The organism is Streptomyces sp. NPDC001157 (assembly GCF_053598255.1).
The window spans coordinates 82,437-97,874 of the sequence record NZ_JBSFJW010000005.1; the positions used below are offsets into that span (position 1 = coordinate 82,437).

General features: G+C 70.8%; 13 protein-coding genes. 10 read left to right on the forward strand and 3 right to left on the reverse strand.

From position 1 onward, the window contains the following. Positions 1 to 19 precede the first annotated feature (19 nt). Positions 20 to 832, reverse strand: coding sequence for an SAM-dependent methyltransferase (locus tag ACWDAG_RS10925; protein ID WP_450695273.1), 813 nt, complete (start codon positions 830 to 832; stop codon positions 20 to 22). Positions 833 to 914: 82 nt separating this feature from the next. On the opposite strand from ACWDAG_RS10925, the gene ACWDAG_RS10930 reads away from it, so the two are divergent. Continuing rightward, the gene (locus ACWDAG_RS10930) at positions 915 to 2,318 is read left to right on the forward strand and encodes a PP2C family protein-serine/threonine phosphatase (protein ID WP_450695274.1); all 1,404 of its coding nucleotides are present in this window, start codon (positions 915 to 917) and stop codon (positions 2,316 to 2,318) included. 24 nt (positions 2,319 to 2,342) lie between these two features. Here the strand turns inward: ACWDAG_RS10930 and ACWDAG_RS10935 are convergent, their stop codons facing one another. After that, positions 2,343 to 2,783, reverse strand: a complete 441-nt coding sequence (locus ACWDAG_RS10935; protein WP_450695275.1) for an ATP-binding protein — start codon at positions 2,781 to 2,783, stop codon at positions 2,343 to 2,345. Positions 2,784 to 2,974: 191 nt separating this feature from the next. On the opposite strand from ACWDAG_RS10935, the gene ACWDAG_RS10940 reads away from it, so the two are divergent. From ACWDAG_RS10940 to ACWDAG_RS10950, 3 genes are read left to right on the forward strand one after another with little or no spacing between them, the layout of a single operon-like run. Further along, positions 2,975 to 3,853: a helix-turn-helix domain-containing protein gene (locus ACWDAG_RS10940; RefSeq protein WP_450695567.1), complete on the forward strand. Its 879-nt coding sequence runs from the start codon at positions 2,975 to 2,977 to the stop codon at positions 3,851 to 3,853. Then, complete coding sequence (locus ACWDAG_RS10945) at positions 3,850 to 4,143, forward strand: DUF397 domain-containing protein (protein ID WP_450695276.1); 294 nt, start codon at positions 3,850 to 3,852, stop codon at positions 4,141 to 4,143. The genes ACWDAG_RS10940 and ACWDAG_RS10945 overlap by 4 nt, the downstream gene beginning before the upstream one ends. Beyond that, positions 4,140 to 4,946: an SAM-dependent methyltransferase gene (locus ACWDAG_RS10950; protein WP_450695277.1), complete on the forward strand. Its 807-nt coding sequence runs from the start codon at positions 4,140 to 4,142 to the stop codon at positions 4,944 to 4,946. Before ACWDAG_RS10945 ends, ACWDAG_RS10950 begins: the two co-directional genes overlap by 4 nt. A gap of 74 nt (positions 4,947 to 5,020) precedes the next feature. Here the strand turns inward: ACWDAG_RS10950 and ACWDAG_RS10955 are convergent, their stop codons facing one another. Next, complete coding sequence (locus ACWDAG_RS10955) at positions 5,021 to 6,073, reverse strand: glycoside hydrolase family 5 protein (protein ID WP_450695278.1); 1,053 nt, start codon at positions 6,071 to 6,073, stop codon at positions 5,021 to 5,023. 191 nt (positions 6,074 to 6,264) lie between these two features. Here ACWDAG_RS10955 and ACWDAG_RS10960 point away from each other — a divergent pair, with 191 nt between their 5' ends. The 6 genes from ACWDAG_RS10960 to ACWDAG_RS10985 all read left to right on the forward strand — a co-directional run bounded on the left by ACWDAG_RS10960 (position 6,265) and on the right by ACWDAG_RS10985 (position 15,422). Beyond that, a complete protein-coding gene (locus ACWDAG_RS10960; RefSeq protein WP_450695279.1) occupies positions 6,265 to 7,320 on the forward strand; it encodes a LacI family DNA-binding transcriptional regulator in 1,056 nt (351 codons plus the stop codon). A gap of 80 nt (positions 7,321 to 7,400) precedes the next feature. Next, on the forward strand, positions 7,401 to 8,180 hold the full coding sequence (locus ACWDAG_RS10965) for a YqjF family protein (RefSeq protein WP_450695280.1): 780 nt from the start codon (positions 7,401 to 7,403) through the stop codon (positions 8,178 to 8,180). 413 nt (positions 8,181 to 8,593) lie between these two features. After that, positions 8,594 to 9,856, forward strand: a complete 1,263-nt coding sequence (locus ACWDAG_RS10970; protein WP_450695281.1) for an MFS transporter — start codon at positions 8,594 to 8,596, stop codon at positions 9,854 to 9,856. 55 nt (positions 9,857 to 9,911) lie between these two features. Next, entirely contained in the window at positions 9,912 to 12,293 is a 2,382-nt protein-coding gene (locus ACWDAG_RS10975) for an ATP-binding cassette domain-containing protein (protein ID WP_450695282.1), read from the forward strand. A gap of 63 nt (positions 12,294 to 12,356) precedes the next feature. Continuing rightward, positions 12,357 to 13,001 (forward strand): class I SAM-dependent methyltransferase, encoded by a 645-nt coding sequence (locus ACWDAG_RS10980; protein ID WP_450695283.1) that lies wholly within the window; start codon positions 12,357 to 12,359, stop codon positions 12,999 to 13,001. A 138-nt stretch (positions 13,002 to 13,139) separates the two neighbouring features. Next, complete coding sequence (locus ACWDAG_RS10985; protein ID WP_450695284.1) at positions 13,140 to 15,422, forward strand: glycosyl hydrolase family 95 catalytic domain-containing protein; 2,283 nt, start codon at positions 13,140 to 13,142, stop codon at positions 15,420 to 15,422. The last annotated feature ends 16 nt before the right edge of the window (positions 15,423 to 15,438 follow it).

Genomic DNA, 15,438 nt, shown 5'->3' on the forward strand with positions numbered 1-15,438 from the left:
CTGGACGCTGCAGGCCCGGCTAGGCGCTCTTGCGGCCGACTCCCGCATACACCCAGTACTCCGACGGCTTGTCCGGGATCCGGTCGTCGGCGTCCGGGCGCCACAGGGGGAGGTAGACCAGGCCTGGTTCCACGAGGTCGAACCCGGTGAAGAGTTCGAGGATCTCGTCGTGGGAACGGGTGATGACCGGCGAGGTGGCCCTGGACCGGTACAGCTGGCCCACCGCCGCGGCCTTGTCCGGGCGGTCCTGGTTCGTGCCGTGCGACATCGCCAGGTAGCTGCCCTCCGGCAGAACGTCCCTGAAGGCGGCCACAAGGCCGGCGGGGTCCTCCTCCGCTGTGACGAAGTGCAGGATCGCATTCATGAGTACGGCGACCGGCTGCTCGAAGTCGATCAGCTTGCGCACCTGCGGCGAGGCCAGGATGTCGGCCGGCCGCCGGATGTCGGCGTCGACGATGTCCACGTCCGGGTTGTCGGCCAGCAGCGACGTGCTGTGCGCCACGGCCACCGGGTCGTTGTCGACGTAGACCACCCGGGCTCCCGGGCTGACCGCCTGCGCCACCTCATGGACGTTGCCCTGGGTGGGGATGCCCGAGCCGAGGTCGAGGAACTGCTGTACCCCGGACTCGACCAGGAAGCGCACGGCCCGGCCGAGGAAGGCGCGGTTGGCCCGGGCCAGGGTGCGCGCCTGGGGCTCGATGGCCGTGATGGCCGCCACCGCCTCCCGGTCGATGGCGAAGTGGTGCTCCCCGCCCAGCAAGGCGTCGTACACACGGGCGACGCTGGCCCTGTCCGGGTCGGTCCCGGGCGGGAAACCTTCACTCTCGGGCACGACAACTCCCTTTTCGACCAGGGGCCTTGACGCAACATCATATAGTTGCCGACGACACACGGCGAGCCACCCTCATCGCCGCGTGCCCGGACCCCCACCCGGAAAGGCACGACCCCTGCGGAACGAACCGCGCAGCCGCACCGACGCACCCCCCGCCGCACTGCCCTCCCCCCGCCGGTCGGCGTTCTCCCCCGCCGCCGACGCGATCGGCTCGGAACTCGACCTGGGGCTGACCGGCAGCCATGTCGTGCACGCGCTGACCCCCGGCTTCTGCGATGCGGCCTCGATCTATCTGCTGGAGCGCTGGCTGCGCGACGAGAACGCGCACGCCGTCGCGCAGGCGCCCCAGATGGAGGCGCGCCGTCTGGCGCTGCGCATCGGCACCGACGCGGTGGAGGACTGGGAGGGCGTGCTGCCGGTCGGCGAGGTGATCGTCTTCCCGCGCGAGACGCCGTACGCCCGTGCGCTCGCGGCCGGCCATGCACAGTTGCTGGACGCGATCGACCCGCACACCTCCCAGCGGCTGGTGGCCTCCGGGGGCGGCGACGCGCGGATCGACGACCTGCTGCACGTGTCGTCCTTTCTCGTCGTCCCGCTGCAACTGCGCGGCACCTCGGTCGGCTTCGTCGCCTGCTCGCGCGGCCCGGACCGGGCCCCCTTCCGGCCCGCGGACGTCGTGGCCGCCGAGGCGCTGGGCGCACGCGCCGCCACGGCCCTGGACAACGCGCGCCGCTACGAGCATGAGCGCCGCACCGCCCTGGCCATCCGGAACAGCCTGCTGCCCGGCACGGCACAGGAGGTCGAGGGCTGCCGCATCGCCCACGGCTGCCTGCCCGCCGGGCAGGGCAACATCATCGGCGGTGACTGGTTCGACGTGTTGAAACGGCCCGGTGACCGGGTCAGTCTCGTCGTCGGGGACGCCATGGGACACGGCCCGGAGTCCGCCGTCGCGATGATCCAGCTGCGCACCGCCGTCCGCACCCTGGCCACCCTCGACATCCCTCCGGCCGATCTCATACGACGCCTCGACGCGCTCGCCTGCGACACCCCGGGAGCATCGTTCGCGACCTGTATGTACGCCGAGTGGGACGCCCGGCAGCACACCTGCACCCTGGTGGGGGCCGGTCACCCGCCCCCACTGCTGCGCGGCCCCGACGGCCGAACCGCGCCGGTCGCGCTCACCGGGCCCGGCCTGCCCCTGGGGCTGGGCACGGGGAGCTACGAGGCGACGGTACTGACCGTGGACGAACCCGCCCTGCTCGTGCTCTACAGCGACGGCCTGGTCGAGTCCCGGGACGCCGACATCGACCAGGAGATCATCCGCCTCGCGCGCGCCCTGGACACGGCGGCCGTCGAGTCCGCGGCCGCCGGCGAGCAGGACCCGCTGCAGTCCCTGTGCCGACGGCTGCTGAGCACCCCTTCCACCGCGGCCGCCGCCGACGACCGCACCCTGCTGCTCGCCGAGTTGACCCCCCGGACGGGCTGAGGCCGCCCCTCCCCGGGCAGGCTCTCAGGCCGTCAGGTGCGCCCACACGGCATTGCCGCCGGTGAGCCTGGAGCGGTCGACTCCCCAGTTGTCCGCGATCTCCTCCACGATGAGCAGCCCGCGGCCGCTCTCGTCGTCGGGGCACGGCTCGCACCGGGGCAGGCCGCGGTCCGTGCGGTCGTGGTCGTGCACCTCGAGGCGCAGGCACTGTTCGGTGATGAGCCCGATGCCGCACAGGATCCGGGCACTGAGTGTGTGCCGGACGGCGTTGGTGGCCAGTTCGGACACGAGCAGGACGGCGTCCGCGCACAGGTCGCCCGGCAGACGCCAGGCGCTCAGCCGCGCCCCGATGGAGCGGCGGGCGACCTTGATGCTGGAGCGGTGGGGCGGCAGTTCGAGCCAGTGGGTGCGCTCCTGGTTCGGGGCGTCTAACAGCTGCGGGGAGGAAGTCGTGTGGGGGGACACGCAGTTGCCTTCCGTGGGGAGCGGGGCGCGCAGTGATCGTCGAGACGATTCACACAAATAACTATGCTCACAGGGCAGTTCAAGCTGCAACCAGCTGCCTGATAATTTCATGGAGCCGGTATCTGTCCGTCCGCTTCGTCAAGTCGCCCTCGGCAGCCCGGCGATGACGGTCACTCAGGAGGTAGGGCGTGGTGAACGAAGGTCGGTCGGGCGCGGGCAGCGGCCCCAGCGCACCCACCGTTCTCCGTATGATCCTCGGCCGGCGGCTGCAGGAGCGGCGCCAGGATGCGGGTCTGACGCTGGACGACGCGGCCAGGGCCCTGCGGGTGACGTCCTTGACCATCCGCCGCCTGGAGAAGGCGGAGGTCGGTCTCAAGCCTCTCTACGTGGACAAGCTGCTCGAGACGTACGGGGCCGACCGGCAGGAGATCGACGAGTTCGTCGACCTCGCCGAGCGGGCCAACGAGCCCGGCTGGTGGCACGTGTACCGCGATGTGCTGCCGAGCTGGTTCAGCGGCTACGTGAGCCTGGAGGCCGGAGCTACGACGCTGCGCACCTACGAGCCGCACTATGTGACGGGCCTGCTGCAGACCCACGACTACGCGCGCGAGGTGCTGCGCGGCGGCTTCCCGGGCGGCAGCGAGGAGGACCTGGAGCGGCGGGTGGATCTGCGGCTGCGCCGCCAGTGCCTGCTGGAGGGACCCGATGCGCCCACGCTGTGGGTGGTGCTCGAAGAGACGGTGCTGCACCGGGTGGTGGGCGGCCCCGAGGTGATGCGGGAGCAGATCGACCGGCTCCTGGAGGTCTCGGAGCTGGAGCACGTCAGCGTCGACGTCGTGCCGTTCTCCGCGGGTGCCCACGTCGGCGCGTGCGCCCCCTTCACCTACTTCCGGTTCAAGGAGCCGGAGCTGCCCGACATCGTCTACAGCGAGATCCTCTCCGGTGCCATGTATCTGGACCAGCGCTCGGACGTGGCGGCCCATCTCGAGGCACACAACCGCATGTCCCTGCTGACCTCGGACACGGACAGCAGGGCGCTCCTGAACCGCATGCGAAAGGAGTACTCATGACCGGCGCCGACAGCGTTGTCCGCGGCGTCTACAACGGCATGCCGGCGTCGGACCTCGGTGAACAGGGCTGGGAGTCTCCGTGGAGCGGCCCCAACGGCGGCCAGTGCGTGCAGACGAAACAGCTCGCCGACGGCCGGGTGGCCCTGCGGCAGTCGACCGACCCCGCCGGCCCCGCGCTGATCTACACCCCCGAGGAGATCGCCGCGTTCGTCGCGGGAGTCAAACGAGGTCTCGCCGATCATCTGGCGGCCCTGTACCCCCCACGCACCCCACCGAAAGGGACAGCATGACCAGCTCGCACGCCGCTCGGGACATCGACACCAGCAGGCCCCACTCCGCCCGGATGTACGACTACTACCTCGGCGGCAAGGACCACTTCGAAGTCGACAAGCTGGCCGCGGAGACCGTCGCCTCGGCCTACCCGGCCATCTTCGTGTGCGCCCGTGAGAACCGGGCGTTCATGCATCGCGCCACCCGTGTGCTCGCCCAGGAGCACGGCATCCGCCAGTGGCTGGACATCGGTACCGGCATCCCCACCGAGCCGAACCTGCACCAGGTGGCCCAGTCCGTGGTCCCCGAGGCGAGGGTGGTCTACGCGGACAACGACCCGCTCGTCCTCAAGTACGCCGAGCGCCTGATGCGCAGCACAGCCCAGGGCCGCACCACGTACATCGAGGCGGATGTCAACGACCCGGCGGCGCTGCTGGACTCCCCCGCCCTGGCCGAGGTCCTGGACCTGAACCAGCCCGTGGCCCTGTCCCTCAACGCCCTGATGCACTTCGTGACGGACGCGCAGGACCCGTACGGCATCGTGGACCGTCTGCTGGCCGTCCTCCCCTCGGGCAGCGCGCTGGCATTGAGCCACTGCACGCCCGACTTCGACCCGGCCACCTGGCAGAAGGTCACCGACATCTACACCACTGCGGGAACGCCGGTGCAGTTCCGCTCGAAGGACGACGTCGCCAAGTTCTTCAGCGGACTGGAGCTGCTGGATCCCGGCATCGCGGTCGGCCACCGCTGGCGCCCGGACGGCGAGCCCGACGCCACGGACGCCGAGGTCAGCCTCTGGACCGGGGTGGGCATCAAGCCGTAGCCGTGACGTTCGGCGGGGTGCCGGACGGCCCCGGGCCCAGTGGCTCCGGGACCGTCCGGCGGCTGGTGCGAGGATCAGGGCTGGACGGGCCGGCCGCGTCCCCAGGCCCAGGCGAGACGGTCCGCGCCGGACTGGTTGGTGGTTTCCAGCCAGGGGCGGGATGCGTCGCCGACGAGCTTCTGCATCGAGTAGATGTCGTCGGTGCGCAGGCCCGGCCAGTACACCGAGCCCATCTTCAGCTCGCGGGCGGTGTCCGTCTCGGCCTGGATGAAGTTGACGTAGTTGTCGTCGGGCGCCGGCTTGTCGTAGTTCAGGCCCGTGGTCATGGGGGCGCCGAACTCGTCGATGACCGTACGGCTCGCGCAGTCGCCGATGCGCTCCTTGAGGTCGGCCTTCCACTGGTCGTAGGTGGCGTACGACTTCCAGAAGCCGTAGTGGTGCAGCGACAGGTAGGTGCCCTTCAGCCGCGGGTCGGCGCAGACCGAGGTGACGTGGTCGTTGTAGCCGGCGCCGCTGACGAAGACGCGGCCCCGCGGGACCGACCCGTAGGTCGCGAGCCACTTGGCGGCGATGTCGGCCCACTGGGTGTCGGTGTAGCCGTGCGGCTCGTTCATCGGCTCGAAGTAGACCTTCGAGTTGCCCTTGTAGGCCTTGACGACGGTGTTCCACATCGGCCAGTAGGTGGCCTCGTCGTCGATGAAGCCGTCCTTCTGCGCGCCCGTGCCCTCCCAGTACGACAGGATCACCTTGAAGCCCTTGGCCGTCGCCGCGTCGATCACACCGCGGTACGACTTCCAGTAGGAGCCGTTGACGGTGTACGGGTTGATGGGCAGCCGGACGGTGTTGGCGCCGAGGTTGGCGCGGAAGGCGGAGATCACCCGGCTCGCCTTGGTGTAGGTCTGGGCGTAGGTGTCGGAGAGCGACAGGCCGGACAGGACGACCGGGTCGTCGGCGTAGTTGTCGCGGGGGTCGGCCCAGTTGACGCCCTTGAACTGGGTGGTGTCCGTCTTCGGCGCGGCGGAGGCGGTGCCGCCGGTGAGGGTCGCGCCGCCGACCGCGGCGATCGCGACCGCCGCGCAGGCGGCACGCAGCCGGGGAGCGAGGCGGTTCGTGGGGGTCTTGCGCATCGACGTGGCCTTTCGGAAGGTGGCGGCTCGGCGCCCGCATGTTTACGTAAACATGCGCTGTCGTCCCAACGGATGTTTACGTAAACTCGGCGGCGCCGGAATCGTGGCATCCGCCTCAGCGGCCGTCAAGGCTCCTCACGCGTAACATCCGGTGCGTCGCGCAACAGGTCGGGCACCCGAGGGAGGCACCAGTGGTGGAACGGGGCAGCACCGGCGTTCCGGGCGGACGCCGCAAGCAGCGGGTCTCCATGGCCGATGTCGCCAAGCTCGCGGGCGTGTCCTCCCAGACGGTCTCGCGTGTCTCCAACGGCTATCCCGGGGTGATCAGTTCGACCCGGGAGCAGGTGCTCTCGGCGATGCGGGATCTGGGCTACCGGCCCAACAGCGCGGCGCGCGCCCTGCGCTACGGCCAGTTCAACACCATCGGCGTGATCCTCTTCAGCCTGTCCTCGACGGGCAACAGCCGCACGGTGGAGGCGATCGCCACGCGCGCCGCGGCCGAGGGCTACGCGATCACTCTGATCCCCATCGACGTCCCCACCCAGGACAACGTGCTGGGCGCCTTCACGCGCATGGGAGAGCTGGCCGTCGACGCCGTGATCGTCATCATGGAGATCCATCTGCTGGACACCGGCACGGTCCAGCTGCCGCCCGGCGTCCACGTCGTCGTCGTGGACTCCGACGCCGGCGACCGCTACAGCGTGGTCGACACCGACCAGGCCGACGGCACCCGCAAGGCCGTCAGCCACCTGCTCGATCTGGGCCACCGCACCGTCTGGCACGTGACGGGACCGGAGACGTCCTTCGCCGGTCAGCGCCGAACTCAGGCCTGGCGCACGGTCCTTGAGGAGGCCGGACGCCCGGTGCCGCCGCCCCTGCACGGCGACTGGTCCGCCGAGTCCGGCTACACGGCCGGCCTCGCACTCGCCGAACAGCCGGACTGCACCGCCGTGTTCGCCTCCAACGACCAGATGGCGCTGGGGCTGCTGCGCGCCTTCCACGAGCGCGGCCTGAGGGTGCCCGCGGACATCAGCGTCGTCGGCTTCGACGACATCCCCGACGCCGCCTTCTTCGTCCCGCCCCTGACCACCGTCCACCAGGACTTCGCGGAGGTCGGCCGCCGCTGCGTGCAGGACGCCCTCCAGCAGATCCGCACCCGCGGCGACTCAAAGCCCGGCACCGATCTCGTCCCGACCAGCCTGGTGGTCAGGCACAGCACCGCGGCCCCGCCGGACCGGCGCCGATGACTGTGCCGTTGGGCACAACGCCGGCTGACCCGGGCCCGTTCGAGCAACCGGGCCGCTGCCCGCGTGTTACAAGGCTGGCCATGGAGATCGAACCGATCACCCCGTCGACCCCGCGACCCGTGCGCAGGCCGACGCTGGTGCAGGGCTGGCATGAACTGACCTTCCTGCACTGGCCGGTGGAGCCGGAGCGGGTGGCCGCCCTGCTGCCCGCCGGGACCCGGCCGGACACCCTCGACGGGGTCACCTACGTCGGCCTTGTCCCGTTCCTGATGCGCGGCGTGGGCCTCGGCCCAGGGCCGGGTCTGCCGTATCTCGGAACGTTCTGCGAGACGAACGTACGGCTGTACTCGGTGGACGAGCAGGGCCGCCGCGGTGTCGTGTTCCGCTCGCTCGACGCGACCCGGCTGCTGCCCGTGCTGGTGGGGCGGCTGGGCGTGCGGCTGCCCTATGTGTGGTCGGCGATGCGGCTGCACCGCGCGAGCGACAGGCTCACGTACACCTGCCGTCGCGGACGGTCCGCGGGCCGCGGCCCGAAAAGCCGGGTCGTGGTGCGCCCCGGCGCACCCATAGCGCGGCCCACACCGCTGGAGCTGTTCCTCACCGCCCGCTGGGGCATGCACGTCCCGTGGCACGGCCGCACGGTGCACCTGCCGAACGAGCACGCGCCCTGGCCGCTGCACCGGGCCGAACTGCTCGACCTGGACGACGAGTTGATCACGGCGGCCGGACTGCCCCGGATGACGGAGGCGCCGGTCAGCGTGCTCTACTCGCCGGGCGTCTCGGTCCGGTTCGGGACGCCGTCCCTCCTGAGGGCGTCCCTCCCCGGCCAGGGCCTGTCCGGCGGGTCAGGTCGGCTATAAGGTGCGGCGCGTCTCGGCCGCCCTGAGCTGGCGCTGATGCGCACAGCTGGACAGCGCAGGAGGGAGTCGACGCGGAGCGTCGGCAACCGACGACAACGCGGCTGGAGGTCAGGCTGATCCGCCGGACAGTCCCTGGAGGACCCGGAAACCGGCGACACGACGAACCCGGCTGCGGCGTCGGTCCCACCCCGCCCAGCTGCCCGATGGCCCCGCCGAGCCTGGGGCGGAAGCGTTCCAGCGTCTTCGGCTGCGCGCCGACCACCCAGCGGGCGCACCGCGTACCAGTCGGGTCGCGGGCGGGATGTGTACGGCGCGTCCTCGCGGGGGGGGCGGCGTCCGTACACCAGACACCCGTGCAGAGCGATCAGGAATTGAGAAGCGCCGCCGCCTCGGTCACACCTAGCGTGGCCGAGGTGATCCGACGCCTCGTTCCCTCCCCGTACCGGACGGTCCTCGCCCACCGGCTGTTTCGGCGGCTGGTCCTCGGCTTCGCGGTCTCCTGCCTCGGGGACGGCATGAGCTTCGTCGCGGTGGCGTGGCTCGCCATCGAGCTCGCGCCGCAGTCCGGTGCGGGGCTGTGGGTCGGCGGCGCGGTCGCCGCGTACACCCTGCCGGGCGTGATCGGCGCGCTCCTGCTCGGCCGCCGGCTGCGCCGGGTACCGGCCAGGCGGCTGCTGATCGCCGACAGCGTGGTGCGCGGTGTGTTCCTCGGCGCCGTACCGCTCGCCTGGTTCGCCGGGCTGCTGTCGCCGTCGCTGTATGTCGTGCTGCTCGCGGTCTCTTCGCTGCTGCACGCCTGGGGCAGCGCGGGCAAGTACACCCTGCTCGCGGAACTGCTGCCGGACGAGCAGCGGCTCGCCGCGAACACCCTCGTCGGCTCGCTCGACTTCGCCGCCACGATCGCCGGGCCCGCCCTCGCCGGTGTACTGGTGACGTACGCGAACTCCGCGCTCGTACTGGGCCTGGACGCGCTCACCTATGTGTTCCTCGCCGTCCTCGTCGTACGCACCCGGCTGCCGGAGTCGGGGCAGGTCTCCCCCATCGACGGGACGGCCGCCCGCGGCGGGCTCGCGCTGCTGCGGTCCCGTCCCGAGCTGCTCGGGCTGCTGGCGCTCACCTGGTTCTTCAACTTCCTCTACGGCCCGGTCGAGGTCGCTCTGCCGCTGCACGTGACCGAGGACCTGCACGCACCCGGCACCCTGCTCGGCCTGTACTGGATGCTGTTCGGCTTCGGCGCGGTGCTCGGCTCGCTGGTGGTCGGCGCACTGCGCCGCCTGCCGCTGTGGCCCGTGACGGTCGGCATCGTGACGGCCTGGGGGCTCGTGCTGGTGCCGTTCGGGGCCGGTGCGCCGACGGCCGTCACCGTTGTGTGCTTCATGCTCGGCGGTGCGATCTACGGCCCGTTCGTGGCGCTGTCGGTGACCCTGATGCAGGCGAAGGCGCCCCCGCAGCACCTGGCGGCGATGCTCGCGGCCCGCAGCGCGGTGCTGCTCACCGCCTCGCCGCTCGGCACGGCCCTCGGCGGACCGCTCACCACGGCGCTGGGCCCCCGCGCGACGCTCGGCGGCTCGGGGCTCGCCACCGTGGCGCTCGGCGCGCTCGCGTGCGTCCTGCTGCTCGCCCGGCGCAGGAACCGATCAGGAATCGAGAAGCGCCCGCTCGTGAGCCGCGGCTAACGTGACGGCAGAACGACGACTCCCGCGCCCGCCCGGACCGACCCATGGAGAGACGATGACCACGGCGAAGAGGACGAACGCGCAGTCGCCCGCGCTGCATGCCGCCGACAGCCACGACATGATCCGCGTGCACGGCGCGCGCGAGAACAACCTCAAGGACGTCAGCATCGAGATCCCGAAGCGCCGTCTGACGGTCTTCACGGGTGTCTCCGGCTCGGGCAAGAGCTCGCTGGTCTTCGACACGATCGCCGCCGAGTCGCAGCGCCTGATCAACGAGACCTACAGCGCCTTCGTACAGGGCTTCATGCCCAGCCTGTCGCGGCCCGAGGTCGACGTACTGGACGGGCTGACCACTGCGATCTCCGTCGACCAGCAGCGGATGGGTGCCGACCCGCGTTCCACGGTCGGCACCGCCACCGACGCCAACGCGATGCTGCGGATCCTGTTCAGCCGGCTCGGCAAGCCCTACGTCGGACCGCCCGGGGCGTTCGCCTTCAACGTGCCCTCGGTCTCCGCGGCCGGTGCCATCTCGGTGGGCGGCGGCGCCAAGCAGAAGGTCACCTTCAACAAGGTGGGCGGCATGTGCCCGCGCTGCGAGGGCCGCGGCTCGGTCTCCGACCTGGACCTGACCCAGCTCTACGACGACAGCAAGTCGATCAACGAGGGTGCGTTCACCATCCCCGGCTACACCGGCGGCGGCTGGAACTCCCGGCTGTACGCGGAGTCCGGCTTCTTCGACCCGGACAAGCCGATCAGCAGGTTCACCAAGAAGGAACTGCACGACCTGCTGCACCGGGAGCCGACCCGGATGAAGATCGCGGGCATCAACATGACCTACGAGGGGCTGATCCCGCGCATCCAGAAGTCGATGCTCTCCAAGGACAAGGAGGCGATGCAGCCGCACGTGCGGGCCTTCGTGGAGCGTGCGGTCACCTTCACCGTCTGTCCCGAGTGCGAGGGCACCCGGCTCGCCGAGCACGCCCGCTCCTCGAAGATCGAGAAGATCTCGATCGCGGACGCCTGCGCGATGGAGATCAGGGATCTGGCCGACTGGGTGCGCGAGCTCGCGGAGCCGTCGGTTGCGCCGCTGCTCAGCTCGCTGCAGCAGACCCTCGACTCGTTCGTCGAGATCGGTCTCGGCTACCTCTCGCTGAACCGGCCCGCCGGCACGCTCTCCGGCGGTGAGGCGCAGCGCGTGAAGATGATCCGCCACCTCGGCTCCTCCCTCACCGACGTCACCTACGTCTTCGACGAGCCGACCGCGGGCCTGCACCCGCACGACATCCAGCGGATGAACGGGCTGCTGCTGCGGCTGCGGGACAAGGGCAACACGGTGCTCGTCGTGGAGCACAAGCCGGAGGTCATCGCGATCGCGGACCACGTGGTCGACCTCGGCCCCGGCGCCGGCACGGCGGGCGGCACCGTCTGCTATGAGGGCCCGCTCGACGGGCTGCGCGGCAGCGACACCGTCACCGGGCGCCATCTCGACGACCGCGCGAAGCTCAAGGACGGGGTGCGCGAGTCCACCGGCACCCTGGAGATCCGCGGCGCCAGGGCGAACAACCTGCGGGACGTCGACGTGGACATCCCGCTCGGTGTGCTCGCCGTGATCACCGGTGTCGCGGGGTCCGGCAAGAGCTCGCTCGTGCACGGGTCGATCCCCGAGGAGCTCGGGGTCGTCTCGGTCGACCAGAGCCCGATCCGGGGTTCGCGGCGCAGCAACCCGGCGACGTACACCGGTCTCCTCGAACCGATCCGCAAGGCGTTCGCCAAGGCCAACGGCGTCAAGCCCGCGCTGTTCAGCGCCAACTCCGAGGGTGCCTGCCCGACGTGCAACGGGGCGGGCGTCATCTACACCGACCTGGGCATGATGGCCGGGGTCGCCAGCACCTGCGAGGACTGCGAGGGCAAGCGGTTCGACGCCTCGGTGCTGGAGTACCGGCTCGGCGGCCGGGACATCTCCGAGGTGCTCGCGATGCCGGTCTCCGAGGCCCTGGAGTTCTTCGCCGAGGGCGAGGCCCGCACCCCGGCCGCGCACAAGGTCCTGGAGCGTCTCGCGGATGTCGGGCTCGGCTATCTCACCCTGGGGCAGCCGCTCACCACGCTCTCCGGCGGTGAGCGCCAGCGCCTGAAGCTGGCCACGCACATGGGCGAGAAGGGCGGCGTCTACGTCCTCGACGAGCCGACCACCGGCCTCCATCTCGCCGACGTCGAACAACTCCTCGGTCTGCTGGACCGGTTGGTGGACTCGGGCAAGTCCGTGATCGTCATCGAGCACCACCAGGCGGTCATGGCGCACGCCGACTGGATCATCGACCTCGGCCCCGGCGCCGGCCACGACGGCGGCCGCATCGTCTTCGAGGGCACCCCGGCCGACCTGGTGGCGGCCCGCTCCACCCTCACCGGCGAGCACCTCGCGGAGTACGTCGGCGCCTGACCGGTGCGCCACACATCCGGTCGGCCTTGACCCTGCCCAAGGGGCAGGGCCGACCATGCCGGTATGGATGACGACGCACTGCTGGCCGAGCAGTTGGCCTACTACCGGGCGGGCGGGGCCGAGTACGACCGGCCTTACGCCGAGCACGCAGAACTGCAGGCGCTGCTCACCGCCGTCGACGATCTCCCGATAGCCGGGGACGTGCTGGAGCCGGCCTGCGGAACAGGCCAGTGGACCCGGCTGCTCGCCGCGCGGGCGCAGTCGGTGACCGCCGTCGATGCGGCGGCCGAGGTGCTGGCGCTCGCTCGTGCGCGCACTGCGGCCGCCAACGTCGAGTTCGTCCAGGCCGACCTGTTCGCGTGGCAGCCGCCGCGGCGCTACGACATCGTGTTCTTCGCCTTCTGGCTCTCGCATGTCCCGCCCGCGCGCCTGCCCCGCTTCTGGAACACCGTCGCCCAATCGCTCGGCCCGGGCGGCAGAGTGATCTTCATCGACGACGGGCCTGCCGGGGCCGCGGCGGAGGACGTCGTCGCCGATCACCCGGTCCCGGCGGCGGTGCGACGGCTCGACGACGGCAGCGAGTACCGCATCGTGAAGGTCTTCCACGACGCCCGGACGCTCACGAGCGACCTCACCGCGCTGGGCTGGTCGGTCCGCATCCGACCGGTGGCCGGGCACTTCATCGGCATTGCAGACCCTGCGAACTGATACCCGTACATCGGATCAATCTCTGACAGGTCGAGGTCGTTGACGCCTACTGTGCGCCAGTCCTACGCTTCGCCGGGATATAGATCCGATGAATCGAACCGTCAGGAACTGTCCGTCGCATCGTGGAGGCACCCCGCAATGACCTCTAGACGAACCGTGCTCGGCTCAGCCCTCGGCGCCACGACGGCCGCCGCCTTACCCGGCGTCGCCGCTGCGGCCACCGCTCCCCCGGAGGCCTCCGCGCCCGTCGGCCGCTGGCGGCTTCGCAACCGGATGGACTCCGACGACGCGTGGGCCGGCTTCCTGCGGGGGCAGGATCTGGTGTGGCACCGGCTGCCCACACTCTGGTACGAGGGCCCGTTCCTCGGCGACGGGCGCCTGGGCAGCATGGTGTACCGGGAACCGGACGCCAACAGCATCCGTTTCACCGTGCAGCACGGCGAAGTGCAGGACCACCGCCCCGAGTTCGGCAGCGGCTGGGGTACCGCCCGGCTGCCCGTGGGGCACCTCACCCTCGATCCGGCCGGCACCATCGCCTCCGTCGACTGGCGACTGAGCCTGTGGGACGCCGAGCTCACCGGCACGGTCACCACCGACAAGGGCACCCTGACGCTCTCCGCGCTCATCCACGACGGGATCCTCGCCGCACGAGTGACGGCCGCCGGCGAGGAGCAGGTCCGCTGGACCTTCCACCCCGAGGAGGCCATCAGCCCCCGGAAGATCCAGGAGGCGCCGCCGACCGGATACGTCGCCAACCCGCCCTGGACCACACGGACCACCGGCGACGTGGAACAGGTCCTGCAGCCGCTGGTCGGCGGCGGTCAGACCGCGACGGCCCATCGCCGCTCGGGCGACACCCTCCTGCTCAGTGTGGCCCACAGCCATCCCTCCGGCACCCGGGCCGGAGAGGTCTCCCTGAAGAAGATCCAGCGCGCCGGCTCGTACGGCGAACTCCGCTCGCAGCACACCCGTTGGTGGCACGCCTTCTACCGCAAGAGCTTCGTCTCGATCCCCGACCAGCGGCTGCAGAGCTTCCACTGGATCCAGCTGTACAAGGTCGCGTCGGCGAGCCGCGCGGGCGGCCCCGTGATGGCCACCTCCGGGCCGTGGCTGGAACCGACGCCCTGGCCCGCCGTGTGGTGGAACCTCAACGTCCAGCTCGAGTACTGGCTCATCCACGGCTCCAACCACCTCGAACTCGACTCCCTCGTCAGCACGTTGAGGCAGAGCCAGGAGCAGCTGACCGCCAATGTGCCCTCCGCCTATCGCCCGGACAGCGCCGGCGTCGGTCGCAGCTCCGACATGTTCGCGAACCGCAGCGTCGGCACGCCCGGCACCGGCGCCGAAGTGGGCGACCTGACCTGGGCGCTGCACAACGCGTGGCTGAGCTACCGGCACACCATGGACGAGGCCCTGCTGCGCGACACGATCCACCCGCTGCTGCGCCGCACCGTCAACTACTACTGGCACTTCCTCCAGCCCGGCGACGACGGCAGGCTCCACCTGCCCTCGACACTCTCGCCGGAGTACCCGGTGGTCCCACCCCGGGACACCAACTACGACCTGGCGCTGATCCGTTGGGGCTGCGCCACGCTTCTGGACGCCACCGCACGGCTCGGGATCGACGACCCGCTGAAGGAGCGCTGGCAGGAAATACTCGCCAGACTGACCCCGTATCCGGTCGACGAGAACGGCTTCATGATCGGCGCGGAGACCCCGTACGCCCAGTCCCACCGCCACTACTCGCATCTGCTGATGGTGTATCCGCTCTACCTCGTGAACTGGGACCAGCCCGACCAGCGGGAGCTGATCGAGAAGACGGTGGTGCGCTGGCACGCGCTGACCGGTGCGCACCGCGGCTACAGCTACACGGGCGCCGCGTCGATGTACGCGATGATGGGCCGCGGCGACACGGCGCTGACGTATCTGAAGAAGTTCTTCGACCCCACCACCCGCTATCCGTGCCGGGCCAACACCCACTACACCGAGGCCGGTCCGGTCATCGAGACACCGCTGTCGGCCTCGCAGTCCCTGCACGACATGCTCTGCCAGAGCTGGGGCGGAGTGGTACGGGTCTTCCCCGCCGTCCCGTCCTCCTGGCCGGACGTGACTCTGCACGACTTCCGCACCCAGGGCGCCTTCCTGGTCAGCGCGGTCCGCACCAAGGGGGTCACCCGCTTCGTGCGCGTGCGCAGCCTGGCGGGCGAGCCGCTGGAACTGCGCCACGGGCTGCCTGAGGGCCGGCTGACCGCCGTCCTCGACGACGGCCGCCCGGCGCACACCCGCACCGCCTCCGACGGCACCCTCGCCGTCGACCTCCCCAAGGGCCGCGAGGTCCTGCTGTACACCGGCGAACGGCCCGATCTCGTCATCGCTCCCGTGGCCGTGAGCGAGCCCGGTGCGGCGTGGGGCCTTCCGTAGCGGCGTCCATGCCGGG